The 26,960-nt window shown below is 62.6% G+C and carries 21 protein-coding genes and 1 tRNA gene; 12 read left to right on the plus strand and 10 right to left on the minus strand.

Going from position 1 to position 26,960, the window contains the following annotated elements:
• Nucleotides 1-106: 106 nt before the first annotated feature.
• The 3 genes from HCO70_RS05615 to metF form a co-directional block, all read right to left on the minus strand.
• Nucleotides 107-1,321: a DegT/DnrJ/EryC1/StrS aminotransferase family protein gene (locus tag HCO70_RS05615; RefSeq protein ID WP_172293863.1), complete on the minus strand. Its 1,215-nt coding sequence runs from the start codon at nt 1,319-1,321 to the stop codon at nt 107-109.
• A 142-nt stretch (nt 1,322-1,463) separates the two neighbouring features.
• Nucleotides 1,464-1,955, minus strand: a complete 492-nt coding sequence (locus tag HCO70_RS05620; RefSeq protein ID WP_172293865.1) for a PaaI family thioesterase — start codon at nt 1,953-1,955, stop codon at nt 1,464-1,466.
• Nucleotides 1,956-2,026: 71 nt separating this feature from the next.
• Nucleotides 2,027-2,893 carry a methylenetetrahydrofolate reductase [NAD(P)H] gene (gene metF, locus HCO70_RS05625; protein WP_172293867.1) on the minus strand — a complete coding sequence of 289 codons (867 nt, stop codon included), beginning with the start codon at nt 2,891-2,893 and terminating at the stop codon, nt 2,027-2,029.
• Nucleotides 2,894-2,989: 96 nt separating this feature from the next.
• Here metF and HCO70_RS05630 point away from each other — a divergent pair, with 96 nt between their 5' ends.
• The 3 genes from HCO70_RS05630 to HCO70_RS05640 all read left to right on the plus strand — a co-directional run bounded on the left by HCO70_RS05630 (nt 2,990) and on the right by HCO70_RS05640 (nt 5,887).
• Complete coding sequence (locus HCO70_RS05630; RefSeq protein WP_172293869.1) at nt 2,990-3,913, plus strand: LysR family transcriptional regulator; 924 nt, start codon at nt 2,990-2,992, stop codon at nt 3,911-3,913.
• Nucleotides 3,914-4,054: 141 nt separating this feature from the next.
• On the plus strand, nt 4,055-5,026 hold the full coding sequence (locus tag HCO70_RS05635; RefSeq protein WP_172293871.1) for a putative zinc-binding metallopeptidase: 972 nt from the start codon (nt 4,055-4,057) through the stop codon (nt 5,024-5,026).
• 69 nt (nt 5,027-5,095) lie between these two features.
• Nucleotides 5,096-5,887 (plus strand): inositol monophosphatase family protein, encoded by a 792-nt coding sequence (locus tag HCO70_RS05640; protein WP_172293873.1) that lies wholly within the window; start codon nt 5,096-5,098, stop codon nt 5,885-5,887.
• A 5-nt stretch (nt 5,888-5,892) separates the two neighbouring features.
• Here the strand turns inward: HCO70_RS05640 and HCO70_RS05645 are convergent, their stop codons facing one another.
• Genes HCO70_RS05645 through putA form a run of 3 tightly spaced genes read right to left on the minus strand, consistent with a single transcriptional unit; the run spans nt 5,893 to nt 10,488 of the window.
• On the minus strand, nt 5,893-6,270 hold the full coding sequence (locus HCO70_RS05645; RefSeq protein WP_172293875.1) for a GFA family protein: 378 nt from the start codon (nt 6,268-6,270) through the stop codon (nt 5,893-5,895).
• Complete coding sequence (locus HCO70_RS05650) at nt 6,267-7,016, minus strand: rhomboid family intramembrane serine protease (RefSeq protein WP_172293877.1); 750 nt, start codon at nt 7,014-7,016, stop codon at nt 6,267-6,269. The genes HCO70_RS05645 and HCO70_RS05650 overlap by 4 nt, the downstream gene beginning before the upstream one ends.
• A gap of 31 nt (nt 7,017-7,047) precedes the next feature.
• Complete coding sequence (gene putA, locus HCO70_RS05655; protein WP_172293879.1) at nt 7,048-10,488, minus strand: bifunctional proline dehydrogenase/L-glutamate gamma-semialdehyde dehydrogenase PutA; 3,441 nt, start codon at nt 10,486-10,488, stop codon at nt 7,048-7,050.
• A 102-nt stretch (nt 10,489-10,590) separates the two neighbouring features.
• On the opposite strand from putA, the gene HCO70_RS05660 reads away from it, so the two are divergent.
• Both HCO70_RS05660 and HCO70_RS05665 read left to right on the plus strand, forming a co-directional pair.
• Complete coding sequence (locus HCO70_RS05660; protein ID WP_172293881.1) at nt 10,591-11,055, plus strand: Lrp/AsnC family transcriptional regulator; 465 nt, start codon at nt 10,591-10,593, stop codon at nt 11,053-11,055.
• Between the two features lie 71 nt (nt 11,056-11,126).
• A tRNA-Leu gene (locus HCO70_RS05665) sits at nt 11,127-11,212 on the plus strand.
• Nucleotides 11,213-11,245: 33 nt separating this feature from the next.
• On the opposite strand, the gene HCO70_RS05670 is transcribed toward HCO70_RS05665, so the two are convergent.
• Nucleotides 11,246-12,685 (minus strand): NAD-dependent succinate-semialdehyde dehydrogenase, encoded by a 1,440-nt coding sequence (locus HCO70_RS05670; protein WP_172293883.1) that lies wholly within the window; start codon nt 12,683-12,685, stop codon nt 11,246-11,248.
• A gap of 283 nt (nt 12,686-12,968) precedes the next feature.
• Here HCO70_RS05670 and HCO70_RS05675 point away from each other — a divergent pair, with 283 nt between their 5' ends.
• Nucleotides 12,969-14,183 (plus strand): acyl-CoA dehydrogenase family protein, encoded by a 1,215-nt coding sequence (locus HCO70_RS05675; protein ID WP_172293885.1) that lies wholly within the window; start codon nt 12,969-12,971, stop codon nt 14,181-14,183.
• A 12-nt stretch (nt 14,184-14,195) separates the two neighbouring features.
• Nucleotides 14,196-15,224, plus strand: coding sequence for a phosphotransferase (locus HCO70_RS05680; RefSeq protein ID WP_172293887.1), 1,029 nt, complete (start codon nt 14,196-14,198; stop codon nt 15,222-15,224).
• 2 nt (nt 15,225-15,226) lie between these two features.
• Here the strand turns inward: HCO70_RS05680 and HCO70_RS05685 are convergent, their stop codons facing one another.
• Together HCO70_RS05685 and HCO70_RS05690 are read right to left on the minus strand one after the other, a co-directional pair.
• Complete coding sequence (locus tag HCO70_RS05685; RefSeq protein ID WP_172293889.1) at nt 15,227-16,288, minus strand: ABC transporter ATP-binding protein; 1,062 nt, start codon at nt 16,286-16,288, stop codon at nt 15,227-15,229.
• A gap of 4 nt (nt 16,289-16,292) precedes the next feature.
• A complete protein-coding gene (locus HCO70_RS05690; protein ID WP_172293891.1) occupies nt 16,293-17,129 on the minus strand; it encodes an IclR family transcriptional regulator in 837 nt (278 codons plus the stop codon).
• 129 nt (nt 17,130-17,258) lie between these two features.
• Between HCO70_RS05690 and HCO70_RS05695 the strand changes: the two genes are divergently transcribed.
• The 5 genes from HCO70_RS05695 (at nt 17,259) to HCO70_RS05715 (ending at nt 24,359) form a co-directional block, all read left to right on the plus strand.
• On the plus strand, nt 17,259-18,503 hold the full coding sequence (locus tag HCO70_RS05695; protein WP_172293893.1) for an ABC transporter substrate-binding protein: 1,245 nt from the start codon (nt 17,259-17,261) through the stop codon (nt 18,501-18,503).
• 65 nt (nt 18,504-18,568) lie between these two features.
• Nucleotides 18,569-19,495: a carbohydrate ABC transporter permease gene (locus HCO70_RS05700; protein ID WP_172293895.1), complete on the plus strand. Its 927-nt coding sequence runs from the start codon at nt 18,569-18,571 to the stop codon at nt 19,493-19,495.
• Nucleotides 19,495-20,340 (plus strand): carbohydrate ABC transporter permease, encoded by an 846-nt coding sequence (locus HCO70_RS05705; protein ID WP_172293897.1) that lies wholly within the window; start codon nt 19,495-19,497, stop codon nt 20,338-20,340. The genes HCO70_RS05700 and HCO70_RS05705 overlap by 1 nt, the downstream gene beginning before the upstream one ends.
• A gap of 4 nt (nt 20,341-20,344) precedes the next feature.
• Nucleotides 20,345-22,435 carry an alpha-galactosidase gene (locus HCO70_RS05710; RefSeq protein ID WP_172293899.1) on the plus strand — a complete coding sequence of 697 codons (2,091 nt, stop codon included), beginning with the start codon at nt 20,345-20,347 and terminating at the stop codon, nt 22,433-22,435.
• 19 nt (nt 22,436-22,454) lie between these two features.
• On the plus strand, nt 22,455-24,359 hold the full coding sequence (locus HCO70_RS05715) for a beta-galactosidase (protein ID WP_172293901.1): 1,905 nt from the start codon (nt 22,455-22,457) through the stop codon (nt 24,357-24,359).
• 29 nt (nt 24,360-24,388) lie between these two features.
• On the opposite strand, the gene HCO70_RS05720 is transcribed toward HCO70_RS05715, so the two are convergent.
• The gene (locus HCO70_RS05720) at nt 24,389-26,890 is read right to left on the minus strand and encodes a methyl-accepting chemotaxis protein (RefSeq protein WP_172293903.1); all 2,502 of its coding nucleotides are present in this window, start codon (nt 26,888-26,890) and stop codon (nt 24,389-24,391) included.
• Nucleotides 26,891-26,960 lie beyond the last annotated feature (70 nt).

Here is a 26,960-nt window from a genome sequence, read left to right on the forward strand (position 1 = left end):
CGATGATTAACAAGGCGCGTGGAGAGCACGTGCCGGGTGACCTTCCCGGCGTGAGCCTTTTTTCGGCGCCGGACAGATAGCCCGGCGCGACTTGTGGGTCAACCAGTCAGGTGCCGTAGGCCAGTTCCGGGCTTTTGATATCCTCGGCGGCCCCGACCAGCGCCTCGACGACGAAATCGCAGTCTTCACGTGTCAACCGGGCTGGAAGGCGGGCGTCGCAGGCGCGCATCAGCATAGCGCGGGTCCTTGGAAGCTCTGGTAGGTCGCCAAGGAACTGCCAGTTCCAGAAGGCGCGGGCGTTGTCCGTGGACAAGCCGAAGATCTGTACCTTGACGCCCCGGCGCGCGGCGGCGTCCTGGAAGGCTTTGGCTTCGGCATCGGTCATTCCGACCAGGTTGAACTGGATGGAGTCAGGGGCGCGGTCTTCCGGGGCAAGTTTCTTGGGCACCGTCAACCACGGTGAGGCGTTCAGTTGCCCGGCGACGTAGTCGTGGTTCTGGCGGCCGTCACGGACGCGGCGCGGTACCTCGGCCAGCTGCGGACGTACCATTGCCGCCGACATGTTGCCGAGGCGGGTGTTGTAGAGCGGAAGCTGGTTCTGCCAGCGGGCGAAGGCTTCCTGCAGGGCAGGTGAGTTCTCACCATGCGGGCCTTTGTGCTTCTTCCAGTTGTGCTCGTAGGCGCCAGACATGATCACGGCGCGCGCAATGATATCCGGATCGTCGGTGATCAGGATGCCGCCCTCGCCGGCGTTCAGGAGCTTGTAGGACTGGAAGGAGAAGCAGCCGATCTTGCCGATCGTGCCGATCTTCTTGCCGTGCCATTCAGTGCCGAGCGAGTGGGCCGCATCTTCGATCACCGGCAGGCCGCGTTCCTCGGCCAGCGCCATGATCGCATCCATGTCCGAGGTGTGGCCACGCATGTGGCTGATCATGACCGCGTCGGCGCCATCAAGCTTCGCCTCGAAATCGGCGATGTCGATGCGGTAGTTGTCGCCAACCTCGACAAGCACCGGCACGCAGTCGGCGTGGACGATGGAGGAGGGGACGGCGGCGAAGGTGAAGGCGGGGATCAGGACACGGGCGCCACGGGGCAGGCCGAGCGCCTTGAGCGAGAGAAACAGCGCGGCGGAGCAGGAAGCCACGGCCAACGCATACTTGGCACCGATCATGTCGGCGAACTCCCGTTCGAGAAGGGCGACCGGGCTGTCGTCGGCTGAGGTGTAGCGGAAGAGATCACCGCTGGTCAGAAGGCGCTCGATCTCGGCGCGGGCGGCTTCGGGGATGGGTTCGGCGTCATAGACGTTCGGGGCAAGCGTCATGGTTTCACCTTTTCCGAAATCTAGTTTCGGGAACTCTACAATGGGCGCATTTGCAAATCCAGCCCTTTCGCGCATCTTGTGGAGGACCCGACGGCAGATACAGGGTTTGCTGTGTGGAATATGATACGCGGTATCGGCGGATTCAGGCCGAGCCGGGCTTCATGATGATGCAGGTCGTGGATCCTGTGGCGTAGACCCGGCCATCCTCGGCGCCGGTGATCTCTCCGTTCGCGATGCCTGTGGAACGGCCCGCATGCTGGACGCGGCCGCGGGCGAGGACGGTCATACCGACCGGTATCGGGCGGACAATGTTCACCTTATACTCGAGCGTGGTGTAGACATGACCTTTCGGAACCATCGTCATCACGGCGCAGGCCATGCAGCTGTCGAGCAGTGTGCCGTACCATCCGCCGTGCACCGTTCCCATCGGGTTCAGCGCTGCGAATTCTGGTGTGCCGCGAAACACCACCTCACCCTCATCCACGGAGTCGACCCGGAAATTCAGGTGTCCGGCAATCGGCGGACCGGCGATATCGCCACTTGCAACGGCCCGCATGAAGTCGAGCCCGGACATTGAGGTGAGTTGCTCGAAGGTGGCGAGCTCTTCGGGAATCTGGGCGGCGTATTGCGGCATGAGAAAGGCTCCGGAAGGGATGTTCCGGAGCCTAAGCACTGCCTTGCGCGGCGGGCAACGCCGCGTTTTCGTTACGCCACGTCGCGGAGGGCGACCCTGGGAGTGATCCCGAGAGCGTGGGCGACCTCGCGGGTGAGGGCCGGCTTGTTCAGGGTGTAGAAGTGCAGATCCTCTACGCCGCCCTCTATCAAGTCGGAGCAAAGCTCGGTGCAGATCGCGGTGGCCAGCAGATCATGGCGGTCGTCACGCTCTGCCTTCTCGAATGCCTCACCAACCCAGGCCGGAACCTGCGCGCCGCACCGGGCGGCGAATTTCTGGACACCCTTCCAGTTCTCGATCGGCAGGATGCCGGGGATGATCGGGGCGTCGATGCCGGCCTCTGCACAGCGGTCGCGGAACCGGAAGAAGGTCTCGGCCTCGAAGAAGAACTGGGTGATGGCGGAGTTGGCGCCGGCGTCGACCTTGCGCTTCAGCCAGTCGATATCCGCGTTGTCGTCGGCGGCTTCCGGATGCGGATCCGGGTATGCGCCGACGCGGATGTGGAATTTACCAGTTTCAGCCAGTGCTTCGATCAGCTCGCAGCTGTCGGCGAAACCGTCGGCCTTCGGCGTGAACTTGCCCTGGCCTTTCGGAGGGTCGCCACGGAGTGCCACGATCTCGGTCACGCCGGCTTGAGCGTAGCGTTCCGCGATCTCCAGCGTCTCTGCCTTCGTCGCCTCGACGCAGGTCAGGTGCGCCGCGACGTTCAGGCCGTAATGGTTGTGAATGGTGGCGACTGCATCGTGAGTCAGGTCGCGAGTGGTGCCGCCGGCCCCGTAGGTGACGGAAACGAATTGCGGGTCGAGCGGAGCGAGGGTCCGCACGGTGTCCCACAAACGGAACGACGCATCCAGGGACTGGGGCGGGAAAAATTCGAAAGAAAGGTGCGGGGTTGTCATGGCAGACTCCGGTAATCGTGTTGAGACTGTTGTATGGTGCGGCACGATGTGAGACAAATTCATAATCCTCAAGAAGGTTATGAGCAGGACCGGAATATGCATCTGGAGTTCCGACATCTGCGCACCATCAAGGCGATCCACGAGGCGGGTGGCCTGGCGCGTGCGGCCGAGGTGATGAACATCACACAGTCAGCCCTTTCACATCAGGTGAAAGGGCTGGAAGAACAGGCGGGTGTCGAGCTTTTCGTGCGGCGGACCAAACCTTTGCGCCTGTCGGCGGCGGGGATGAAGCTGTTGCGGCTGGCGGAGCGGATTCTGCCGGAGATCGAAGCGCTGGAGGACGAGTTTCGCGCGCTGGAATCGGGCAGGTCCGGACGGCTGCATATCGCCATCGAATGCCACGCCTGTTTTGAATGGCTGTTCCCGGTGCTGGAGCAGTTTCGCCGTGCCTGGCCTGACGTGGACGTGGATATACGTCCTGGCCTGGCTTTCGATGCATTGCCGGCTCTGAAGCGGGAAGAGGTGGACGTGGTCATTTCTTCTGACCCAGAACAGATCGATGCGGTCGATTTCACTCCCTTGTTCGACTACGAGCCGGTTTTCGTCGCTTCGTCACAGCACCCGCTGGCGCAGAAGGAGTTCATCGAGGCGGAGGATTTCCGGGGCGAGATGCTGATCACCTATCCGGTGGACCGGGCCCGGCTGGACGTGTTCAGCCAGCTGCTGACGCCGGCCAAGGTAGAGCCGCGCGGGGTGCGGCAGGTGGAGCTGACGGCGGTGATCCTGCTGCTGGTGGCATCGAACCGCGGCGTTGCAGTGCTGCCGGACTGGGTGGTGCGCGAAGTGCGCTACCATTCGGACTACGTGACGCGCCCGCTGACAGAGAAGGGACTGACCCGGCGGCTTTATGCGGCGACGCGGGGCGAGGACACTGCGCGACCTTTCATGGCGCATCTTCTGAAACTGGCACGGACAATTCCTATGAAGCTGCAGCGCGGCGAGCCTGCCTTGCTTGAGTGAGCGCAGACGAGGTCCAATTGCGGTTGGGCCCGCATCCATTTGGCTGACAGCGGTGCGACAGGAAGTTTGCCGACCCGCGAAATCGAAAATGGAACCGGGATCGCACTCCCGAGTTAAGGGCGCAAGACAGGAGTCGCCTTCATGCAGATTTTCCGATGCCCGACCTGCAGCTCGCGGGTCTATTTTCATAACACTGCCTGCAGTTGCGGCCAGGAGGTAACGTTCGATCCCGAGCGGCAGGTGATGCAGACTGGTGGCGCGTTCTGCAAGAACCGGGCCGAGATCGGCTGCAACTGGGTTGCGGAAAGTGGCGGACTGTGCCGGTCCTGTGCGATGACAGAAACCGTGCCGGACCTTGGCGAACCGGCAAACCTGCCGCTCTGGACTGCGACCGAACTGTCCAAAAGGTGGATGCTGGCCAACCTCGGGCGATGGGGGTGGTTCACCTCTGCGGACGAAGGTGCGCGCCCGGTGTTCAAGCTGTTGTCGGAGCAGACAGCGGCGGGTGAGGCCGACGTGACGATGGGCCATGCGCAGGGCACGATTACTATCAACGTCTCGGAAGCGAGCGACGCGGTGCTGGCGGAGCGACAGGAAAATCTTGGCGAGCTTTACCGGACCATGCTGGGCCATATGCGTCATGAAACGGCGCATTTCCTGTTTTTGCGGCTGGCGGAACGAATGGAGTTCCTCAACGCATTTCGCGAAATGTTCGGCGATGAGCGGGCGGATTACGGCGAGGCGCTGAAGGCACATTACGCGGCGCCGAAGGAAGCCGGGGACGAATACATCACCAGCTATGCAAGCGCACACCCGCACGAGGACTGGGCGGAGACCATTGCGCATCTGTTGCACCTCGTCGATCTGCTTGACTGTGCGGCGGCCGCCGGACTGTCACTGCCCGAGGGGCCGCCCCCGGGATACGATGCCTATGCAGAGGTGGATACCGAGCGTCTGATCAGCGAGGCCGTGGCCGTTTCGATCGCTGTGAACCACGTGAACCGTGGGCTTGATCTGCCGGATGTCTACCCGTTCGTGCTGTCACAGCGGGTGCGGGACAAGATCGCGTTTGCCCATTGGCACCTTCGGGGCGGGGCATTCAGCCAGCTGTAGGGTTAAGCCGCCCTTGGCAATTGCCTCCGGCTGGCCTATGTCGCGCGCGACTTAACAGGAGCCGGAACAATGCAGGGCAGTGCCAATCTCAACCTCATGATCAAGGCCGCGCGCAAGGCGGGGCGGTCGCTGGTCAAGGATTTCCGCGAGGTCGAGAACCTGCAGGTCTCGATGAAGGGCGCGGGCGATTTCGTCAGCAGGGCCGACATCGCGGCCGAGGCCATCATCCGTGAGGAACTGATGGGCGCGCGGCCGAACTATGGCTGGGCGGCCGAGGAAAGCGACGCCGAGGAGGGCAAGGACCCGACCAGGCGCTGGATCGTGGATCCGCTGGACGGGACCACGAACTTTTTGCATGGGCTGCCGCACTGGGCTGTTTCCATAGGGCTGGAATTCAAAGGCGAGGTCGTGGCCGGGGTGGTTTTCGACGCTGCGAAGGACGAGATGTTCGTGGCCGAGAAGGGGGCCGGCGCCTGGATGAACGAAACCCGGCTGCGGGTGTCGAACCGGAGCCGGATGATCGAGTCGATCTTTGCCACGGGCCTGCCGTTCGGCGGCAGTGCGAACTTGCCTGCGTCACTGCGCGACCTCGGTCGCCTGCTGCCTGTCTGCGCCGGTGTCCGGCGCTGGGGTGCGGCGGCGCTGGACATGGCCTACGTCGCGGCAGGGCGCCTGGACGGCTTCTGGGAGCGCGGGCTGCATTCGTGGGACGTGGCGGCGGGCGTCGTCATCGTGCGCGAGGCGGGCGGGCTGATCGAACCGCTTACACCGGGCGGCGACCTTCTGGAAGACGGCGCTCTGATCTGTGGCAACGAGCGGATCTTCGACCAGTTCGCGGGGGTCATCCGCAGCGACCGCTGATCCGGTCAGACGGGTTTGCGGTCGGACGGGTGGTTGACGCCGTCGGTCCAAGCGAATTCGCCGATTTCCCTAGGATTGACGCCTTCGATGGCGCCGAGGTTCACCCCGTACTGGCTGGGGTCGGACCTGCGGCGGTGATGGGTGTAGATCCCGCAGACCGAGCAGAAGTAATGCTGCGCGGTGCCCGTGCCCCAAGTGTAAAGCGTAAGCTTGTCTGCGCCACGGACGACCTCCAGGTCGTCGAGCCGCACCGACAGCATCGGCGAACCGCGTCGGCGGCAGAAGGAACAATCGCAGCGCTTGGCGTCGGTCAGCGGCTGACTGGGGCGAATACGCAGTTCGACGGCGCCGCAATGGCAGCTGAGTTTCCTTTGTTCGGTCATCGGCGGTTCCTGCTGACGCGGGGAATGCTGCTGCGCTGCAACTTGTAGGGCACTGGCTCATGGTCGGGATGACCGTGCGTACGGTTCCAGAAACCGGTTCCGCCGAGTCTGAGCCAGCCCGGCAGGGTCAGCAGAAATCCAATCGCGAAGCCGCCGACATGGGCCCAATGCGCGACTCCGGCGACCGACGCATCGGTGCCGAACCCGTTTACCACCTGCAGGCCCAGCCAGAAGCCGAGCATGATCCAGGCCGGTATCGGGAAGATCTTGAAGATGATGATGAAGATGAACAGAACGTCCACTCGCGCCTTGGGAAAAAGGAGCAGGTAGCCTCCCATCACCCCGGCGATCGCGCCGGACGCGCCGACGGTGGGCACGGTGGAGTAGGGGGCCGTCAGATAGTGGATCAGGCCCGAACCGACGCCACAGGCCACGTAGAAGGCAAGAAAACCGACACGGCCGCAATGCTCCTCCATGTTGTCGCCGAAGATCCACAGGAACAGCATGTTCCCGAAGATGTGCATGGCGCCGCCATGCAGGAAGGCGGACGTGAGCAGCGTGTAGAACGCTTCGCCCTCGGATATGCGGGCGGGGATCATTGCCCAGTGGTAGAGCAGGTTCATCGACTCGCGATTGTCGGACATCGCCGGCAGCGTGAGGAGAAAGACAGCGATGTTCACCACGATCAGCGCGTAAGTGACATAGGGTGTCTTCTGCGACGGGTTGTGATCGCGGATCGGAAACATGGCGCCTAACTTGGGGGCTGGCGCCGGAAGGTCAAGCGCCTGATACCTCTGCCAGAAGCGCGGCATTTCCGCCTGCCGCCGTGGTGTCGATGCAGAGGTGGCGCTCAAGCTGCACGTCCGGCGCGGTGAGCGCCCCGGTGATCAGTGGCAGGATCGGTCCGGCGCGCTCTGCAAGCGCCATAGCGAAGCTGCGCGCAGTGCCATCGTCGCCCCACCAGACGGCGCCGGAAAAGCCTTGAAGATCAGTCAGATCCCCAGGTGCCAGTGTCTCGGGGTATGCAATGCCGGTGCCGCCGAGACGCTCGATGGCCTGTAGCTGGTTCTCGGCAGCCTGTGCACCCGGCCCGAGGCAGAGAAGCGGTGGACGGGCGACGCGGGTCAGGCGATTTGACTCGCCGGTCGGTCCGGGAAGATTGACGGTTTCGATCGGCTTAACCGCCTGAATTGCTGCGTCGATGCGGGACTGTGCCGTCTGAAGCGGAAGACTGTCGCCGCGGTCGGCTGGAAAGCTTACCCTCTCGGATGCAGTAAAGCGGGCCAGATATTCCGGTCCGCCAGCCTTTGGGCCGGTACCGGAAAGTCCTTCGCCGCCGAAGGGTTGCGAGCCGACGATTGCGCCGATCTGATTGCGGTTCACATAGGCGTTGCCGACGGAGAGGCGTTCGGTGACGTATTGCACGCGGTCGTCGATGCGGGTGTGGAGCCCGAATGTCAGCCCGTAGCCGGAATTACGGATGTCCTGCAGGACCGTGTCGAGTTGTTCCGGTTTGAAGGTGGCGATGTGCAGGACGGGACCGAAGACTTCCCGTTCGATATCGGCGATACCGCGCACCTGGATCACGGTGGGCGGGACGAAATGGCCGGATGCGGGGGCATTCAGGCGGTGCAGGATGCGGTTCTGGTCCCGTGCCGTTGCGATATAGGCGTCGATGCTGTTCTTCGCCTCTGCGTCGATGACCGGTCCGACATCCGTTGCCAGGTGCCACGGGTCGCCGAGCATCAGGGTATCCATCGCGCCGAAGAGCATAGCGCGGAAGCTGTCGGCGATATCCTCCTGCACGTAGAGGCAACGGAGCGCCGAGCAGCGCTGGCCGGCGGACTGGAAGGCGGAGGCGAGGACGTCTCGGACGGCCTGTTCGGGCAGGGCGGTTGAGTCGACGATCATCGCGTTGATGCCGCCGGTTTCTGCGATGAAGGGGGCGCCTGGGGTAAGGTTCTTCGCCATGGCGCGGCGGATCGCCTGCGCGGTTTCGGTGGAGCCTGTGAAGGCGACACCGTTTACACGCGTATCGGAGGTAAGGGCGGCGCCGACGACAGGGCCGCTGCCCGGCAGGAATTGCAGGGCGTGGCGCGGCACGCCCGCCTCATGGAGCAGTTCGATGGCTGCATGGCCAATCAGCGGGGTCTGTTCGGCGGGCTTGGCGAGCACGGCATTTCCGGAAGCGAGGGCACCCGCGATTTGTCCGGTGAAGATCGCGAGCGGGAAGTTCCAGGGCGAAATGCAGGTAAAGGTGCCGATGGCCGGGCGGTCGAGGTCGGCGGCGCGCTCGGTGTAGTAGCGCAGGAAATCGGCAGCCTCGCGCAGCTCTCCGATGGCGTCGGGAAGCGACTTGCCAGCCTCGCGTGCGAGGATAGCGAAGAGGCGGGCATGGTGTTCCTCGTAGAGCTCGGCTGCGCGGATCAGGATGCGCTGGCGTTCCTCCAGCGGGGCCTCCCACGGGCGGGCTTGGGCGAGGGCCGCTTCGACCTCGTCCGGTGTGGCGTTCTTGACGTGGCCGACCAGGTCGTCCGGGTTGGCAGGGTTGCATTGCGGCTCGTCGTTGCCCTGTGGAAGTGCGTCCGTTGCCAGGATCGGGGCGGCTGCGAATGGCGTGGCGCGATGTGCGTCGCGTTCCTTGTTCAGCGTCTTTAGCGCAGGGCGGTGGGCGAGATCCCAGCCTTTAGAGTTGCTGCGGTCAGGGAGGAAGATCTCCGGTCCTTTGCGGACGCGGACCGGGGTGGAATCCAGCGCGGTAAATGGATCGGCGGCGACAGTTTCGGGGGGTACCGAAGCGTCGACGATCTGGTGCACGAAGGACGAGTTAGCGCCGTTCTCCAGCAGGCGCCGGACGAGATAGGCGAGCAGGTCGCGATGCGCGCCGACCGGCGCGTAGACGCGGCAGCGGGCGCCGGGATCCTGCATCAGCAGGTCATGCAGGCGCTCTCCCATGCCGTGGAGGCGCTGAAATTCCCATGTCTCGCGGCTATCGGCCATTTCGAGGATGGCGGCGGCGGTGTGGGCGTTGTGGGTGGCGAATTGCGGATAGATGCGGTCGGTGAGCGTCAGCAGGCGGCGGGCGCAGGCGATGTAGGAGACATCGGTGGCGGGTTTGCGGGAGAAGACGGGGAAGCCGTCGACGCCGATCACCTGCGCGTGCTTGATCTCGCTGTCCCAGTAGGCGCCCTTGACGAGGCGGAGCGTGAAGCGGCGGTCGAGGGTTTCGGCAAGTCCGTGGAGCCAATCGATAACGGGTAGGGCTCGGGGGCCGTAGGCCTGGACCACAAGGCCGAATCCGTCCCACTGGGCGAGGCCTTCGTCCCGCAGGACCGCTTCGATCACGTCGAGGGACAGTGACAGGAGGTCGGCCTCTTCTGCGTCGATGTTGAGGCCGATGTTGACGTCAGCGGCCTGCTTCGCAAGTGCGGCGAGGCGGGGCGTGAGTTCGGCCAGCACTCGGTCGCGCTGGGCTTCCTCGTAGCGCGGGTGCAGGGCGGAGAGCTTGACCGAGATGCCGGGAGTGTCCCGGATATCGCCTTTCGCCGCTCGTCCGATGGCGGTGATGGCGCGCGCATAGGCATCGAAGTAGCGTTGCGCGTCGGCGTCGGTGCGGGCGGCCTCGCCCAGCATGTCGTAGGAATAGGTGTAGCCCATTGCTTCCATGCCCTTGGCGCGTTCCATCGCCGCCTCGATACTTTCGCCCAGCACGAACTGCCGCCCCATCTCGCGCATCGCGCGGCCGACCGCCTTGCGGATTACCGGCTCACCCAGTCGCTTGACTGCGCCACGGAGGGCACCGGCAACGCCGGGCTGGCGGTCATCGAGCACGCGCCCCGTCAGCATCAGCGCCCAGGTCGAGGCGTTGACCAGCGAGGAGGAGGAATGGCCGAGGTGGCGGCCCCAGTCGGCGGGGGCGATCTTGTCCTCGATCAGCGCGTCGATGGTGTCGGCATCGGGGACGCGGAGCAGTGCCTCGGCGAGGCACATCAGTGCGATACCCTCGTCGGTGGACAGGCCATACTCGGCGAGGAAAACCTCCATCAATCCGGGACGGGCAGAGGCGCGGATGTCGCGGACCAGCTGCGCGGTGCGGGTGCAGATGCGGTGGCGGGCGTTGTCGTCCAGATCTGCCGTCGCGATCAGACGGGAGAGGGTCGCGTCCTCGTCGGAGTAGGTGGCGGCGTCGATCCGGTCGCGCAGGGCGGTCAGCGTCATGGGCGAGGCTCCTTTCCGGCCAGAGTAGCGCAGTCGGGCCTTGGTATTTCTCCTTATCTCCGGCATATCTTGGTGAATTCGTCCAATTCTCCGGTGCTATCCATGCCGAATGATCTTCCTCAACTCGACCGCTTCGATCATGCGATTCTGGATGCGCTGACCGCCGATGGCCGCATCAGTATTACCGATCTAGCTGCGCGGATCGGTCTGTCGAAGACACCGACACAGGCGCGGCTGAAACGGCTGGAGCGAGAGGGGGTGATAACCGGGTACCGGGCGATGCTGGATCCGATCCGGATCGGGCGCGATCACGTCGCCTTTGTCGAGGTAAAGCTGGACGACACCCGAGAGAAGGCGCTGGCCTCGTTCAACGCGGCGGTGCGTAAGGTGCCCGAGATCGAGCAGTGCCACATGCTGGCGGCGAGTTTCGATTATCTATTGAAGGTGCGTTGTTCTGACATGGCCGGCTACCGGCGCGTGCTGGCGGAGGATATTTCGACGCTGCCGCATGTCGCGCACACCTCGACCCACGTGGCGATGCAGACGGTGAAGGAAGGCGGGTTGTAAGGTGCGAAACGGTTTGTACCGGCAAGTTTGCGGTTTCCGCCCGTGACTGCCACCGCTATGGTCCGCGCCGGGCCCGCGTGGTGGAATGGTAGACACAGAGGACTTAAAATCCTTAGGCCGAAAGGCCGTGCCGGTTCGAATCCGGCCGCGGGTACCAGATGGGCCGGTCCGGAGACCGGCCCTTCGGTTTTCAGGCATTCATCGAGGTGACGAGCCGCGTGTCGAGATAGGCCTCGACCGCTTCCGAACCACCCTCGGTGCCGTAGCCGGAATCCTGGATGCCGCCGAAGGGCAGTTCCGGCAGGGCGAGGCCGAGGTGGTTGATCGTCAGCATGCCCACCTGCACCTGGCTGCGCAGTGCCTGCTCGTTGGCCGAGGAGGTCGTGTAGGCATAGGCGGCAAGACCGAAGGGCAGGCGGTTCGCCTCCGCGAGGATCTCGTCGCGTGAGCCGTAGCGGTTTATTACGGAAACCGGGCCGAAGGGTTCGTCGTTCATGATCTTCGCGCTGGTCGGCACGTCGGTCAGCACCGTGGGCTCGAAGAAGTAGCCCTTGTTTCCGATCCTCTTACCGCCGGTGGCAAGCGCGCCGCCATGTTCCACCGCATCAGCGATCATCCCCTCGATTGCAGGGATACGACGCTCGTTGGCGAGGGGGCCCATCTGGGTGCTTTCTTCCATACCGTCACCGACATTCAGGTCCTTTGAGGCGGCGATGAAGCCCTCGGTGAACTTGTCGGCGACCTTCTCCTGGACGAGGAAACGGGTTGGCGAGACGCAGACCTGACCGGCGTTGCGGTACTTGTGCGGCGCGATCTGCGCCAGCGCGGTGTCGATGTCGGCATCGTCGAAGACCATGACCGGAGCGTGACCGCCGAGTTCCATCGTTGCACGCTTCATATGCAGACCGGCAAGGGAGGCGAGGTGCTTGCCGACCGGGGTGGAGCCGGTGAAGGTCAGCTTGCGGATTACCGGGTGTGGGATCAGATACTCAGAGATCTCGGCGGGAATGCCGTAGACGAGGCCAACCACACCCTCCGGCACGCCCGCGTCGATGAAGCACTGTATCAGTCCGGCAGGTGAGGCGGGCGTTTCTTCGGGTGCCTTGACGATGATCGAGCATCCGGTTGCCAGCGCGGCAGACAGCTTGCGGACGATCTGGTTCAGCGGGAAATTCCATGGCGTGAAGGCGGCGACGGGGCCTACAGGCGTTTTGATGGTCATGCTGATGACGCCGTTTGCGCGAGCCGGGATCACCTGGCCGTAGGTGCGGCGGGCTTCCTCGGCAAACCAGTCGATGGTGTCTGCAGCGCCCAGTACCTCCAATTTCGATTGGGTGAGTGGCTTGCCCTGTTCCAGCGTCATGTGGACGGCGATGTCCGAGGCGCGTTCCCGCAACAGGTCCGCGGCCTTGCGCATCAATTTTGAGCGGTTAAAGGCCGGGGTTGCGGACCACACAGCGAAGCCTTTCTCGGCGGCGGCCAGCGCGCTGTCGAGGTCGGGGATGCCGGCATGGGCGACGGTGCCGATGACCTCTTCGGTTGCCGGGTTTACCACGTCGATCGTCTTGCCGGACTGGCTGTCGCACCAGGCGCCGTCGATGAAGAGTTGCGTGTTGGGATATGCGGTCATGGAACGTCCTGTCATGGCATCTTGTTTCGGGCCTGCTCTGCGCAAGCGAGGTGACTGGCGCGGTCATGGCCGGCTGCACCCCTCCGGCGGCCATAGCTGAGGCGGATGGGATGTCCAAGACCTCTTGGTGTGGCTTACCGGGATTGCGCTGGTAATGAGGGCATGGATTGACCGGCCCTGTTCGGCTGTCGATAGTCCATTCAAGACAATGGCACCGGAGCGTGCCGGGGGAGGATGACAGCATGCCGTACCTGCCGCATCGGGCCAGGCCGGGAGCGTAGCGATGGATTTCACCATATCGCCGGAAGTCGAGGGTCTGCGTATGCGGATCGCGCGGTTCATGGAGGATCGCATCCTTCCCGTCGAATCCGATCGTGCTGCCTATGACAGTCACGGGAACATCGCCGGTGCGCCGTTGCAGGCGCTGCGTGGCGAGGCGCGCGCAGAAGGGCTCTGGTGCCTGCAGCTGCGCCGCGAGACCGGCGGTGGCGGGCTGGGCAAGACCGGAATGGCGGTCGTCTATGAAGAGATGAACCGTTCGATCTTTGGCCCGGTCGTTTTCAATTCGGCGGCGCCAGATGACGGCAACATGATGGTACTGGAGTCCTTGGGGACAGACACGCAGAAGGCGCGGTTCCTGGCGCCTCTGGTCGACGGAAAGTCGCGGTCGGCCTTTGCGATGACAGAACCGCATCCGGGCGGCGGGTCGGACCCGGGAATGATGCAGACGCGGGCGGTGCGGGACGGCGGTGACTGGATTGTCTCCGGGCACAAGTGGTTCATCACCGGGGCAGAGGGTGCGGAGGTTTTCATCCTGCTAGCTCGTACCAGCGACGATGCGAGGCGCGGGCACACCGCCTTTCTGTTCCACCGGGACGATCCCGGCTGGGAGATTGTGCGGCGCATCCCGATCATGGGACCGGAGGAGCATGGCGGGCATTGCGAGTTGCGGTTCGACGGGCTGCGGATCCCGAAGGAAAATGTGCTGCTGGAGGAGGGGCGCGGGTTGAAGGTGGTGCAGACCCGACTGGGGACGGCGCGGCTGACCCATTGCATGCGCTGGCTGGGGCTGGCTAAGCGCTGCGTGGAAATTGCGACGGAATATTCGGCGCATCGCGAGGGCTTCGGGGTCAGGCTCGCCGACCGCGAGAGCGTGCAGGTGATGCTGGGCGATCTGGCGATGCGGATCGAGATCGGGCGGCTGCTGGTGATGAAGGCAGCCTGGGAGATCGACCGCGGCGGTTATGCGCAAAAGGAGGTGTCGATGGCGAAGATCCATGTGGCCAACCTGCTGCATGCCGCCGCTGACACAGCGATCCAGATCAACGGAGCGCGAGGCTATTCGCAGGATACCCCGCTCGAATGGATCTATCGTTACGCTCGACAGGCGCGGCTGGTCGATGGCGCAGACGAGGTGCACAAGATGCTGCTGAACCGGCATTTGACGGAGCAGGGGCGTGGTTTCTGGAGCTGGGATGTCGCTGGCGATGCGGATTGACCGGAGGCGAGAGTGAGCAGCGCCGAAAGCGGGGAAATCGAACCGGGTGCGCTTGGTGAACTTCTGAACGGATGGTTTGGACGATCCGAGGATCTGCAGGTGTCGCGTATCGGCGGCGGTCAGTCGAACCCGACCTATCGCGTGCGACATGGGAGCACGCGGATGATCCTGCGCAAGCAACCTCCGGGAGAGCTGCTGCGCGGGGCGCATGCGATCGACAGGGAATTCCGGGTGCTGAAGGCGCTTGCCGAGACAGACGTGCCGGTACCCGAGGTGCTGTTGTATCATGACGATCCGGACCCGCTCGGCACGCCCTTCTACCTGATGGAAGAGGTGCACGGCCGCGTGTTCGAGAATGCGTCGATGCCCGGTGCGGCGCCGGAGGAGCGGCGCGCGATGTATGGTTCGATTGCCGAGACGCTGGCGCGGCTGCACGCGGGGGATCCGGCGGCGGTAGGGCTGGTGGATTTCGGGAAACCCGGAGACTATTTTGCGCGCCAGATCAGCCGGTGGAGCCGGGCACTGGAGGCGTCGACAGGCGAGGCGATTCCGGGGCTTGCAGAACTGGGCGAATGGCTGACCGCACGGATTCCGGCAGACGATGGGAGGGTGTCCGTTGTTCACGGAGATTATCGCGTCGGGAATTTGATGTTTCATCCAACCGAGCCGCATGTTGTCGCGGTTCTGGACTGGGAACTCGCGACTTTGGGCCACCCGTTGGCGGACCTATCATTTTGCTGTCTGCCCTGGCACAGCTCACCGGATGAGTATGGAGGCATCCTCGGCGAGGATATTGCCGCGCTGGGCATTCCGGAGGAAGCGGAGTTCGTTACGCGGTATCGGAGTATTTTGCCGGACATGCCGCCGCCGTCCGCGTTTCACCTTGCGTTCTCGCTGTTCCGCTTCGCAGTGATCTTCGTCGGTATCGCCGATCGGGCACGAGCCGGGAATGCTGCGGACCCGCAGGCGATGCGCTTCGCGCCACTTGCGCGGCGTTTCTCGGTGCGCGCCTGGGAGGTGATCGAGGCGGCGGAGCGTTAGGTTCAGCGCAGGCGCTGTTCGCTGCCGGCATCGAAGAAGTAGGCGTGGTTCGGGGAGAACCGTAGTCCGACCTTGCCATCTTTTGGCGCCGGTTCGTCCTCTTGCACTTCGGCGATCAGGCGGTCGCCGTTCGGCGCGAAGAGGTAGATGTAGGAGACCCCGCCCAATGACTCCGTAAGGTCGACGGAGTGGGTCTCGCCGTCCGGGTCAATCGACAGGTGGTTCGGGCGAAGGCCGACCGTGACGGTCTGACCGGGGGCCGGCAAGGACACGTCCGCCGGGATCAGGGCGTCGCCCAGACCCGCGACGCGAACGCTGCCATCCTCGACCGTGCCCTTGAAGAAGTTCATCGAGGGGGAGCCAATAAAACCTGCGACGAACTTGTTGTCCGGGTCGCGGTAGAGGTCGAGGGAGGCACCGACCTGCTCGATCCGTCCAGTTCGCAGAACGACGATCTTGTCGGCCAGCGTCATCGCCTCGACCTGATCGTGGGTGACATAGATCATCGTTGCACCGATCTCTTTGTGAAGACGGGCGATTTCCACACGCATGTCGACGCGGAGTTCTGCGTCGAGGTTCGAGAGCGGTTCGTCGAACAGGAAAACCTCGGGACCGCGCACGATGGCACGGCCGATGGCAACGCGCTGGCGCTGACCTCCGGACAGCGCCTTGGGCTTGCGCTTCAGGTAGTCGTCGAGCTTGAGGATGCGGCTTGCCTCGGTGACCTTTTCCTTGATCTCGGCTTTGGGGTGGCCGGTCATTTTCAGGCCGAAACCCATGTTTTCCTCGACCGTCATGTGCGGGTAAAGGGCGTAAGTCTGGAACACCATCGCCACGCCCCGTTCGGCGGGATCATCGTGGGTCACGTCGCGGCCGCCGATGCGGATGGTGCCGGCGCTTGTCTTCTCCAGACCGGCCACCATGCGCAGAAGTGTCGACTTGCCACAGCCGGATGGACCGACAAAGACGCAGAATTCACCGTCCTCGATCTCCAGGTCGATCCCGTGGATGACCTGGGTTTCGCCATAGCGCTTTATCGCGCCTTCCAGCGTGACTCCCGACATGTGTTCAAGCCTCCCGTCTTGAATAACCTTCGGAGCGATCCGGGAAGCGCCAGTGCTGTGCATCCGCTGCGATGTCCGCCGCGGCCGGCCGCATGACTGGTGCCAGTTGTTCCAGTGCGCCCAGATCGGTCCGGTTCGTTGAGCTGGTGACCGACAACGCGCCCAGGACCTTGCCCGAGCGTGTCAGGATCGGCATCGCTATGCATATGATCCCCGGTTCGTGTTCCTCGTTGTCGAAGGCATAGCCGCGTGCACGGATCTGCCCGAGTTCTTTGCGCAGGGCAGTGGCGTCCGGCAGGGTGTGTTCGGTGTAGCGGTGGAAGGATTGCTGCGACAGCGCAACTGCCTGTTCGTCCTCTGCCAGATAGGCGAGCATCGCCTTGCCGACGCCCGTGCAATAGGCGGGTCCGACCTTGCCGGCTGCCGAGAACATCTCGATGGGACGGTTGGCGTTGCGCTTGTCGACATAGAGGACCTGCCCGTTGTCGAGCTGCGCAAGGTGCACTGTTTCACCTACAAGTTGCGCGAGCCGGTCGACGTAGGGCCGCGCGAGCGGCGCGAGCGATGTCTGCTCCCACGCTGCGTGTGCTAGCCGCACGAGGCGCAGGCCAGGAGTGTAGGCCTGCATATCCGGGTCGAAGCGCAGCATGCCCTGACGCGTCAGAGATTGCAGGAACCGGTAAAGCGTGGCCTTGGGGTAGGGGGACTCTGCGAGGATCTCGGAATACCGGACCGGGCGGCCAAACCGGGCTACATGATCCAGAATATCACAGGCCTTGGCGACGCTGCCGTCGCCCTTTGGCGCCGCGCCATTCTCGTCGCTGGCTTCCTTCGCGGCCATCTATTCCTCCCTGCCCACGGAACTCACACAACCCACCGTGGAAACGTGTTGACAGAATTACCGACTCATGAAATCTTTTTCAATATACAAAACTAAGTTTCACATACTGGAACAAATAGGGAGGAGACCATGCGTTCCATCAGAAAAGCGTCCGTCGCGGCGCTTGCGATCTTTGCCGTGGCCGGCGGGGCGTCGCTGGCGCAGGACAAACGCACGCTGACCTACTACGCCGACTTCGACCCGGCGCCGCTTGCGGCCTTCGAGGCGATCATCGCGGATTTTGAGGCGGCCAATCCCGACATCGATGTCGTGCTGCAGAACTTCGACCACGAAGGTTACAAGACTGCGATCCGTAACTTCCTGACCGCCGATGCGCCGGACCTGGCAAACTGGTATGCGGGGAACCGGATGGCGCCCTTTGTGGAATCGGGGCAATTCCAAGACGTCTCGGATGTCTGGGCAGACAATAACCTGTCGGAAGCGCTGGGATCTGCCGAAGCGTCGATGACGATCGACGGCAAGCAGTGGGGTGTGCCCTACACTTACTACCAGTGGGGCATCTACTATAACAAAGAAGTCTACGACGAGGTCGGCGCCGAGGTGCCGGAAACCTGGGAGCAGTTCATCGAGAACTGCGCCAAGTTCAAGGAAGCCGGCATCGACTGCGTCACCACCGGGACGAAAGCCCTGTGGCCCGGAGCCGGCATTTTCGACTATCTCGATCTGCGCACCAACGGTTACGACTTTCACATGGCGCTGACCAATGGCGAGGTGGAATGGACCGACGACCGGGTCCGCGAAGTCTTCGCAAACTGGATGGAACTGGTTGAGCCGGGTTATATCACCGAAAACCATGCCGCGCTCGACTGGCAGGATGCCGCGTCGCTGCTGATCCAGGGCAAGGCCGCGAACTATATCATGGGCAACTTTGCCGTGGCGGTGTTCAAGGACGGTGGCATGACCGACAACACGCTGGGCTTCATGCCGTTCCCGACGATCAATCCCGACGTGGCTCGCGCGGAAGAGGCGCCGACCGACACGGTGCATATCCCGGCTGGTGCGAAGAATGTCGAGGATGCGAAGACATTCCTCGCCTACCTCGCCACGGCCGACGCGCAGACCAAGGTAAACGAGGCGCTGGGCCAGTTGCCGATCAACAAGGACTCGTCCGTCGCCGACGATCCGTTCATCGAGGCCGGGTTCGAGCTTCTTTCGACGACACCGGGGGGCATTGCCCAGTTCTTCGACCGTGATGCGCCGGCGGAAATGGCGAAGGTCGGGATGGAAGGCTTCCAGCAGTTCATGGTGCAGCCGGAGCAGCTCGATAACATTCTAGAGCGGCTCGAGAAGGCCCGCGGCCGGATCTACAAGTAAACTGACTGCGGCGGCCCGCTTTCGCGGGTCGCCGTGCCCCGTTTCGACATGCGAGACCGCGTGCCATGACAACCGCAGTGCTTCCCGACACCAATCCACGGACCAGATCCTGGTGGCGACGGAACCAGCAGAGCCTGACGCCCTGGCTGTTCCTGGCCCCCGGCATCGTCATGTTCGTGATCTACGTCATCCTGCCGATTTTTCAGTCGTTCTGGTTGTCGTTCTATGACTGGGACGGGCTGGGAGAGAAGACCTGGCTGGGCTGGGGCAACTATGTCGAACTGTTCGACGACGATGCCTTCTACACGTCTCTGAAGAACAACGTGATCTGGCTGGTGCTGTACCTGCTGGCGGTGCCCGCAGGGCTGGCGATCGCGGTGTTCCTCAACCAGGCGGTCATCGGTATTCGTATCTACAAGTCACTGTTCTTCTTTCCTTTCGTGATCAGTCAGGTCGTCGTCGGTCTGATGTTCTCATGGTTCTACGCACCGGGGTTCGGACTGTTCTACAAGCTGGTTGAATGGTTGACCGGCACCGGCGTTGCCGTTCTGGCCGACCCGGACCTGGTGACCTACGGCATCATCGTCGCAGGGCTTTGGCCGCAGATCGCCTATTGCATGATCCTGTACCTGACCGGATTGAACAACGTCTCGCCCGACCAGATAGAGGCGGCGCGGCTGGACGGGGCGAAGGGCCTGAAAATGCTGTGGTATGTGATCCTGCCGCAGCTTCGTCCTGCGACCTTCCTGGCAGTCGTGGTCACAGTGATCGGGGCGCTCAGGTCCTTCGATCTGGTGTCCATCATGACCGACGGCGGGCCGTTCGGGTCGTCCCGCGTGCTCAGCTTCTACATGTACGAGCAGGCGCTGTCCGAATACGGCTACCGCATGGGTTATGGCGCGGCCATCGCGGTGATCCTGTTCCTGATCATGATGGTGTTCATTTCCGGCTTCATCTGGAAGATGATCCGCGACGAGAAGGAGGGGTATTGATGTTTCCCCGTCCGGTTCAGGACCGCAGCTCGGCTGCGCGCATCGGGTATCAGATCGCCCTGCCGATCGTCCTGTTCATCTGGCTTCTGCCGCTTCTTGGCGTGGCGATGACGTCGCTCCGGCCGTCGAGCGATCTGGCGGCCGGGAACTATTTCGGCTGGCCCTCTGCCATCGCGTTTTCGAACTACGCCGAGGTGTTCCAGAATTCGCCGATTGGCCAGTACATCCTGAATTCGTTCAAGGTGACGATCCCTACGGTGATCGGTGCCGTGGCACTGTCCTGCATGACGGGCTTTGCGTTGGGGGTGTACCGGTTCCGGAGCAACCTGCTGATTTTCTTCATGTTCGTGGCCGGGAACTTCGTGCCGTTCCAGATCCTGATGGTCCCGGTGCGCGACCTGACTGTCAGCCTTGGGCTGTACAACAAGGTCAGCGGACTGGTGCTGTTCCATGTCGCCTTTCAGTCGGGATTTTGCACGCTCTTCATGCGGAACTTCATCCGCGCGCTGCCGCGCGAACTGATCGAGGCAGCGCGGGTCGAAGGCGTGGCGGAATGGCGGATCTTCTGGTTTATCGTACTGCCGCTGATGAGGCCAGCCATCGCGGCGCTGTCGGTGCTGGTCTTCACCTTCATCTGGAACGATTACTTCTGGGCGACAGTGCTGACGACGTCGGCGACAACACAGCCGGTGACGGCGGGCCTGTACTCCCTGAATGGACAGTGGATCGCGTCGTGGCATCTGGTTTCGGCGGGCTCCATCGTCGCGGCGATGCCGCCGGTGCTGATGTTCTTCGCGATGCAGCGCCATTTCATCGCCGGCCTGACCCTCGGCGCGGTGAAGTAGCGCGATGAGCGGGCAGGGGATCCGGTCCTGGCGGCTCGACGACGCCCGGCAGTCGCTGGTGCTGGCGGCGCGGGGTGACGCTCTGCCGGAGGTCGTGTACTGGGGGCCGCCTGTGGCGGATGAGGCGGCGGATCTGGCGGAAGCGGCCATTCAGGATGTGACCGGCGGCATGCTGGACGAGCATCCGCCGCTTTCGATCAGTCCGGAAGCTATTCGCAGCTTTCCCGGACAGTCGGGGCTGGTGCTGGCGGACGAGGCAGGCGCGCCGCTTGTACCGAAGCTGCTGTACGAAGCGGCGGAGGAGAGCGACGGGGCGCTGGTGCTACACTATACCGATGCGGCACTTGGCCTGCGTTATTCCGGCCGGTTCGCGATCGACGATGTGACGCACGTGATTACCGTCAGCGCGCAGATTTCTTCGGACGCGCCAATCCGACTTCACTGGCTGGCAGCGCCGGTCATTCCCGCGCCGCAACTGTCGGACGGGATGATCGACGTCTCGGGCAGGTGGTGCGGCGAGTTTCAGTTGAACCGTATGGGCTGGACGCCGGGTATCCACATGCGGGAAAGCCGGACGGGACGGACCGGGCATGAACATTTCCCCGGTCTGCTGGTGTTGGGGCATGGCACGACGAACATGCATGGAGAGGCTTGGGGCTATCAATATGGCTGGTCGGGCGGTCATAGGATGGTGGCCGAGGAGTTGCCGGACGGACGCCGCCAGGTTCAGTTCGGGCATGCCTCCGGCACCGAATTGGACGCAGCGACCACGTGTGAAACGGCACCGCTGTATCTGATCTATTCCAATACCGGCCTGAATGGCTGTGGCGTTGCGTTTCAGCGGCATTTGCGCGACCGGATCGTTTCCTGGCCCGATGCCCGGCGGCCCCGTCCGGTACATTACAACTGCTGGGAAGCGGTCTATTTCGATCACGATGTTCGAATTTTGAAAGAGATTGCCTCGAAAGCAGCGGAAATGGGGGCCGAGCGGTTCGTTCTGGACGATGGCTGGTTTGGGAGGCGTGATGACGATACCAGTTCGCTTGGCGACTGGACAGTTGACCGGCGCAAATGGCCGGAGGGCCTGACGCCACTGACCGACCACATTCAGACGCTGGGCATGACGTTCGGGATCTGGTTCGAACCGGAAATGGTGAACCCCGACAGCGAATTGTATCGCGCGCATCCGGATTGGGTGCTTGGGCCGACGGATCAGATCCCGGGCCGCCAGCAGGTGGTGCTGAACATGGCGCTGTCAGAGGTGCGGGACTATCTGTTCGACCGGATCGCGGCCGTACTGGGCGAGTATCCTGTCGATTATGTCAAATGGGACCACAACCGCGTGTTGCCGATGCCGGACGCGGCGCAAACGCGGGGGACGTACGACCTGTTCGACAGGCTGCGGGAAGCTTTCCCGGCGGTTGAGTTCGAAAGCTGCGCGTCCGGCGGCGGACGCATCGATTTCGGGATCCTTTCGCGGACGCACCGTGTTTGGCTGTCGGATTCCAACGACGCGCTCGAACGGCTTCGGATCCAGCACGATGCCGCGCTATTCCTGCCCGCCGCTGTCACCGGCAGCCATGTCGGTCCGCGCAGGTGCCACACCAGCGGCCGCGTTCTGGATATTCGCCTGCGCGCCTGGATCGCTGCGCAGCGCCACATGGGGTTCGAGATGGACCCGCGCGAACTGACCGAAGAAGAGGCGAGTGTGCTGCGCGATGTCACGGCCTGGTGGAAGGCAAATCGCGACTGGATGATGCGAGCCGATATCCTGCGGCTGGACAGTGCCGATCCTTCGGTGACGGCCGAATTGCAGATTGCGCGGAATGGCGGCCGTTTCGTGGTATTTGCTGGAAAGGACGGAACGTCTTTGCAGATTGCGCCGCGTCCGTTGCGCCTGACTGGGCTCGACCCCGATGCGCGGTATCATGTCAGCCTTCGAAACCGGTCAGATGCTGTCGGGCTGTCTCGCGGTATCCCCGCGCTGAAATCCAGTCCGGTAGCTTTAAGCGGCGCCTACCTGATGGCACAGGGGCTGTCGCTTCCATGGAGCTTCCCTGCGAGTATCTGGGTGCTGGAGGGCGAGAGGCTGTGATCCTGAAAGGGAGCCACCGATGACACGGCGTGCGCTTGGCGTCTGCTATTATCCGGAGCACTGGCCAGAAGAGAATTGGCCCGACGACGCGCGACGGATGGCGGAAACCGGTCTGACCTGGGTCCGCATCGGGGAGTTTGCATGGTCCAGGCTGGAGCCGGTACCCGAACGGCTTGAGTTCGACTGGCTGGACCGCGCCATCGATGTGCTGGGAGAGGCGGGGCTGAAGGTGGTTCTTGGTACGCCAACCGCCACACCGCCGCGCTGGATGCTGGACAAGCATCCGGACATGCTGGCGCTTGATGCAGAAGGGCGTCCGCGTGGTTTCGGCTCGCGTCGGCATTATTGCTTCAGCCACGAGGGCTATATGAAGGAATGCCGGCGTATCGTGACGCTTCTCGCGGAGCGCTACGGGCGGAACCCGTATGTCCAGGCCTGGCAAACCGACAACGAATATGGCTGTCACGACACGGTCCTGTCCTATTCGAAGGCTGCGGAGAAGGCGTTTCGCGACTGGTGTGCGCAACGCTATCAGTCGCCGGAGGCGCTGAACCGGGCTTGGGGCAACGTGTTCTGGTCGATGGAATATGCCGATTTCTCGCAGGTCGGCCTGCCGAACCTGACCGTTACCGAGGCAAATCCGGCCCACGCGATGGCATTTCGCCGTTTCAGTTCGGACCAGGTGGTGCGGTTCAACAGGGTACAGGTGGACGTTCTGCGCCGGCATACCGACGCGCCGATCATCCACAATTACATGGGGCGCTACCTCGATTTCGACCATTTCGACGTTGGTGCCGATCTCGATATCGCCAGTTGGGACAGCTATCCTCTGGGCTTTCTTTCGGATCGGTTGGGCGCGACGGAACTTCACAAACTGCGCTACATGCGCCAGGGCGATCCGGACAATCAGGCGTTTCATCATGATCTCTACCGGGCGGTCGGGCGGGGGCGTTGGTGGGTCATGGAGCAGCAACCAGGGCCGGTGAACTGGGCGCCGTGGAACCCGGCGCCACTGGACGGAATGGTACGGCTGTGGGCCTGGGAAGCTTTTGCCCACGGCGCCGAGGCCGTCTGTTACTTCCGCTGGCGTCAGGTACCCTTTGCGCAAGAGCAGATGCATGCCGGGCTTTTGCGCCCCGACGGCGCACCGGCGCCGGCACTGGCAGAGGCGGTTCAGGTTGCAGAAGAACTGGAAGCCTTGCCGGAAACCGACATTACGACCGCACCGGTTGCGTTGATCTTCGACTATGCCGCGGCGTGGGCCTGGGATATTCAGCCTCAAGGGCAGGACTTCAACTATTTCGACCTTGTGTTTGCGATGTACAGGGGGCTTCGAAAGCTCGGGCTGTCCATCGATATCCTTCCAGCGGATGCATGCGATCTGTCCGCATACAAGCTGGTTCTGGTGCCTGGTCTTGCAACGATGCCCGGGGATCTCCTTGAGCAGCTGGAACGGTTCGACGGCGTCGCGCTGGTAGGTCCACGAAGTAACGCTAAGACCGAGGAAATAGAGATTCCTGTCCCTTTGCCGCCAAATCTGGCCGGTCTTGATGCCGTCGTGACAGGTGTGGAAAGCCTGTCCCCGGGGGCATCTGTCGGCCTGGCTGCGGGTGGCGCGTTCGTCCGCTGGTTCGAGCTTATGGAAGGTGCCGCAGACGTGGTGGAAGTGACTGCGGATGGTCGTCCCGCAATGCTGCGGGTGGGCGGTCTGCATTACCTTCCCGGTTGGCCGGACGAGAGTGCGTTGGCTCGGATCCTGCAGCGTCTTTGTGATCGTGCTGGTGTGGCGACGGAAAATATGCCGGAAGGCGTGCGCGTCCGCGACACTTCCGTTCACCGCTTCGTTTTCAACTACGGTTCAGGACCCGCACGCTACGGCGAAAAAGACCTGCCGGCGGCGGGTGTCCACTGGTATGCGCGGTGATGCACGGCGAAACCAGGAGGGACGAGCGGTTAACCTGTCGCTGCGGTAGTGGTTTCCACTTCAGGCGTTGTGTTTTCAGTGGCGCCGATCCTCGCAGATTTCGCCTCGCCGAGACCGAACCGAGCGGTGAGTTCGCCCAGGGCCGTTGCCTCGCTGGTAAGGGCGTGGCTTGCAGCGGTGGTTTCCTGGAACATGGCCGCATTCTGCTGGGTCACCCGATCGAGTTCGCCCATCGCAATGTTGATTTCGTCCAGCGATCCGGATTGTTCCTTCACTGAGGCGGCGATGCCACTGACATGGGCCGAAATGTCGGCAACAGAACCTACGATTTCGCGAAGCGCGCCACCCATGTTATCGACCAACCCGACACCGCGGTGGACGTGTTGGCTACTTTGCGAGATCAGTGTATTTATCTCTTGCGCCGCCGAGGAGGATCGCTGCGCCAAAGCACGGACTTCGGAAGCGACAACTGCAAAACCGCGCCCCGAGTCGCCCGCGCGCGCCGCTTCCACACCCGCATTCAGTGCGAGTAGGTTCGTTTGAAAGGCGATATCCTCGATCACATTGATGATCTTCGATATTTCCTCGGAACTTCTGGCTATCTGGTCCATGGCTGAAACAGTGTCCTTCGCAACCGCTTCACCCTGTTCTGCATTGTCGCGGGCAGCTCCTGCCATCTCGCTAGCATGCATTGCGCTTTTTGCGGCTGAGCGCACTGAAGCGGTCAGTACACCGATAGCCGCGACGGTTTCTTCAAGCGTCGCGGCCTGACGCTCGGTGCGTTCAGAGAGATCATCGGCACCGGAAGATATGCTTGCTGCTTCACGTCCGATCCTGGCGGTGCTGTCGATCAGCGTCGCCATTGTGCCGTGCAACTGGCTGACAGTATTGTTGAAGTTTACGCGGAGCCTATCGTAGTCCTCTCCGAGGTCATACGAAATCCGCGACGCGAGATCGCCATCCGCCAGTTGATCGAGGGCTTCGGACACGGCCGACACCACGCGCCCCTGCATCGCCGTCATCTCTGCGCGAATTTTTTCGGCGTCTTCTAGTGCTTCCTGCGAACGGGTGACGTCATTGCCGATCAGAATAACGCGTAGAAGGTGTCCGCCGGAATCATGTACCTGGGACATTGCACCTTCCACGATGACCTTTGGGCCGTCCTCAACCTGTAAAAGGAACCGCCGGTGGATGCGTTCCCCATCCGTCAGTGCCGACCAATCCACGGGCTCGGTCTCACCATTGCCCACATAGCCTTTGACCAGGTCCGGATAGATTAAGGTCGGCAGATTTTCATTGTTGAGTTCAAGGGCGTCTCGCAGGTTCTGGTTTGCCAGCGACAGTCTGCGATCCGCGCTGAACTCTAAATGGACCTGATCGGCATCCAATGCGTTCAGTATCGCCGCATTCAGGCGCGCTTCAGTGACTTCGGCCCATTCTAGAACGCAGCCGATCTGGACACCAACATCATCATGGACCGCGTTGACCGTGAGGTTCAGACGTTTCGCGCCGATCCGCAGATCGGTTTCCCTCGGCAGCCTGTTAGGATCCGAAGCGATATCGGCCGAAAGGTATTCTGGATCAATGAAATCTGTGGTGGATCTGCCCACCAGAGACTCAGCATCGAACACGTCGTCCCGCGCTCGAAAATAGTCGGCGTGTTTTGCGAGTAACTCCCTGCAGGCCGCGTTAGAATAAAGCACCCTTAGCGCGGTATCGGTCATCAGCATCGGGGCCGGAGATTCCTCGAAGGCCGCGCTTTTGAACTGAGCATCCCGCGTGGTATTTTCTGCCTCGCTCAATGTGTCGCGAAATGTTTCGACAGTTCGTGCAATCTGGCCGACTTCGTCATTTCGACGGCCGCCGGGCACTCGGGTGTCATAAGCCTTGCCGGCGATGCGGACGATTGCCTCCTGTAGGAGAATGAGCGGTCTGGAGACTTGAGCGCGAAGGAAAAAGGCGGCACCGATTAAAGCCACGAGAAAAATCGCGGTCGCAATGACAACTGAACGCCCTTGCTCCTCAAGCATTGCTCTGCGGGCCGGTTCAGAGGTCCAGCGGATGAGAATCACGCCCGCAACATCACCGTTGCCAAAGGCGGCAGGCGCCGCGATCAGAAATCCATCTTCGGCCTGCCGCAATCCGGCTGTCGCGAGGGTCTCCTGAACCAGGGCCATTTCAATGTCATTTAGTTCGGCAAATGCGCCAACAGACGTCAGCAGGTCGCCATTCGGTTTCACCGCCGCTGCGCCGCTCACGGCGTCACTTTCCGCGCTGCGACCCAGCAGTTCCTCCAGAGCCTCTGTCTTTCCGAAACGGAGTGCACCGCCGGCCTGCTGGCCGATCAAGCGAGTGACCTCTTCGCCTCGGGCTCGTGTCGCGTTGTCCGCAAAGTCGCGAATGGAATAGTATGACGCAATCTCTAGAGAAAGGGTTACAAGGGCGGTGCAAAGAGCGACAATAAAGGTGCTTTTGAAGAAAATTGACCTGTAGATCGTGGTCCGACTGAACTCTGGATGCTCAATTGACATGGCACGCTCTATTCGGGCACATCCTGCGGGGTTCTGCACTGTGACCTTCGTAGCAGGAGCATCATGCAGG

The organism is Pseudoruegeria sp. HB172150 (assembly GCF_013184805.1).
Lineage (GTDB): Bacteria > Pseudomonadota > Alphaproteobacteria > Rhodobacterales > Rhodobacteraceae > Psychromarinibacter.

Coding starts and splice junctions, on each gene's coding strand:
- metF (WP_172293867.1), bottom strand. CDS start 2,893: ATGACAACCCCGCACCTTTCTTTCGAATTTTTCCCGCCCCAGTCCCTG.
- HCO70_RS05615 (WP_172293863.1), bottom strand. CDS start 1,321: ATGACGCTTGCCCCGAACGTCTATGACGCCGAACCCATCCCCGAAGCC.
- HCO70_RS05685 (WP_172293889.1), bottom strand. CDS start 16,288: ATGTCGGGAGTCACGCTGGAAGGCGCGATAAAGCGCTATGGCGAAACC.
- HCO70_RS05650 (WP_172293877.1), bottom strand. CDS start 7,016: ATGTTTCCGATCCGCGATCACAACCCGTCGCAGAAGACACCCTATGTC.
- HCO70_RS05660 (WP_172293881.1), top strand. CDS start 10,591: ATGCCGAATGATCTTCCTCAACTCGACCGCTTCGATCATGCGATTCTG.
- HCO70_RS05630 (WP_172293869.1), top strand. CDS start 2,990: ATGCATCTGGAGTTCCGACATCTGCGCACCATCAAGGCGATCCACGAG.
- HCO70_RS05670 (WP_172293883.1), bottom strand. CDS start 12,685: ATGACCGCATATCCCAACACGCAACTCTTCATCGACGGCGCCTGGTGC.
- HCO70_RS05720 (WP_172293903.1), bottom strand. CDS start 26,890: ATGTCAATTGAGCATCCAGAGTTCAGTCGGACCACGATCTACAGGTCA.
- HCO70_RS05640 (WP_172293873.1), top strand. CDS start 5,096: ATGCAGGGCAGTGCCAATCTCAACCTCATGATCAAGGCCGCGCGCAAG.
- HCO70_RS05675 (WP_172293885.1), top strand. CDS start 12,969: ATGGATTTCACCATATCGCCGGAAGTCGAGGGTCTGCGTATGCGGATC.
- putA (WP_172293879.1), bottom strand. CDS start 10,488: ATGACGCTGACCGCCCTGCGCGACCGGATCGACGCCGCCACCTACTCC.
- HCO70_RS05695 (WP_172293893.1), top strand. CDS start 17,259: ATGCGTTCCATCAGAAAAGCGTCCGTCGCGGCGCTTGCGATCTTTGCC.
- HCO70_RS05715 (WP_172293901.1), top strand. CDS start 22,455: ATGACACGGCGTGCGCTTGGCGTCTGCTATTATCCGGAGCACTGGCCA.
- HCO70_RS05705 (WP_172293897.1), top strand. CDS start 19,495: ATGTTTCCCCGTCCGGTTCAGGACCGCAGCTCGGCTGCGCGCATCGGG.
- HCO70_RS05620 (WP_172293865.1), bottom strand. CDS start 1,955: ATGCCGCAATACGCCGCCCAGATTCCCGAAGAGCTCGCCACCTTCGAG.
- HCO70_RS05635 (WP_172293871.1), top strand. CDS start 4,055: ATGCAGATTTTCCGATGCCCGACCTGCAGCTCGCGGGTCTATTTTCAT.
- HCO70_RS05710 (WP_172293899.1), top strand. CDS start 20,345: ATGAGCGGGCAGGGGATCCGGTCCTGGCGGCTCGACGACGCCCGGCAG.
- HCO70_RS05690 (WP_172293891.1), bottom strand. CDS start 17,129: ATGGCCGCGAAGGAAGCCAGCGACGAGAATGGCGCGGCGCCAAAGGGC.
- HCO70_RS05645 (WP_172293875.1), bottom strand. CDS start 6,270: ATGACCGAACAAAGGAAACTCAGCTGCCATTGCGGCGCCGTCGAACTG.
- HCO70_RS05700 (WP_172293895.1), top strand. CDS start 18,569: ATGACAACCGCAGTGCTTCCCGACACCAATCCACGGACCAGATCCTGG.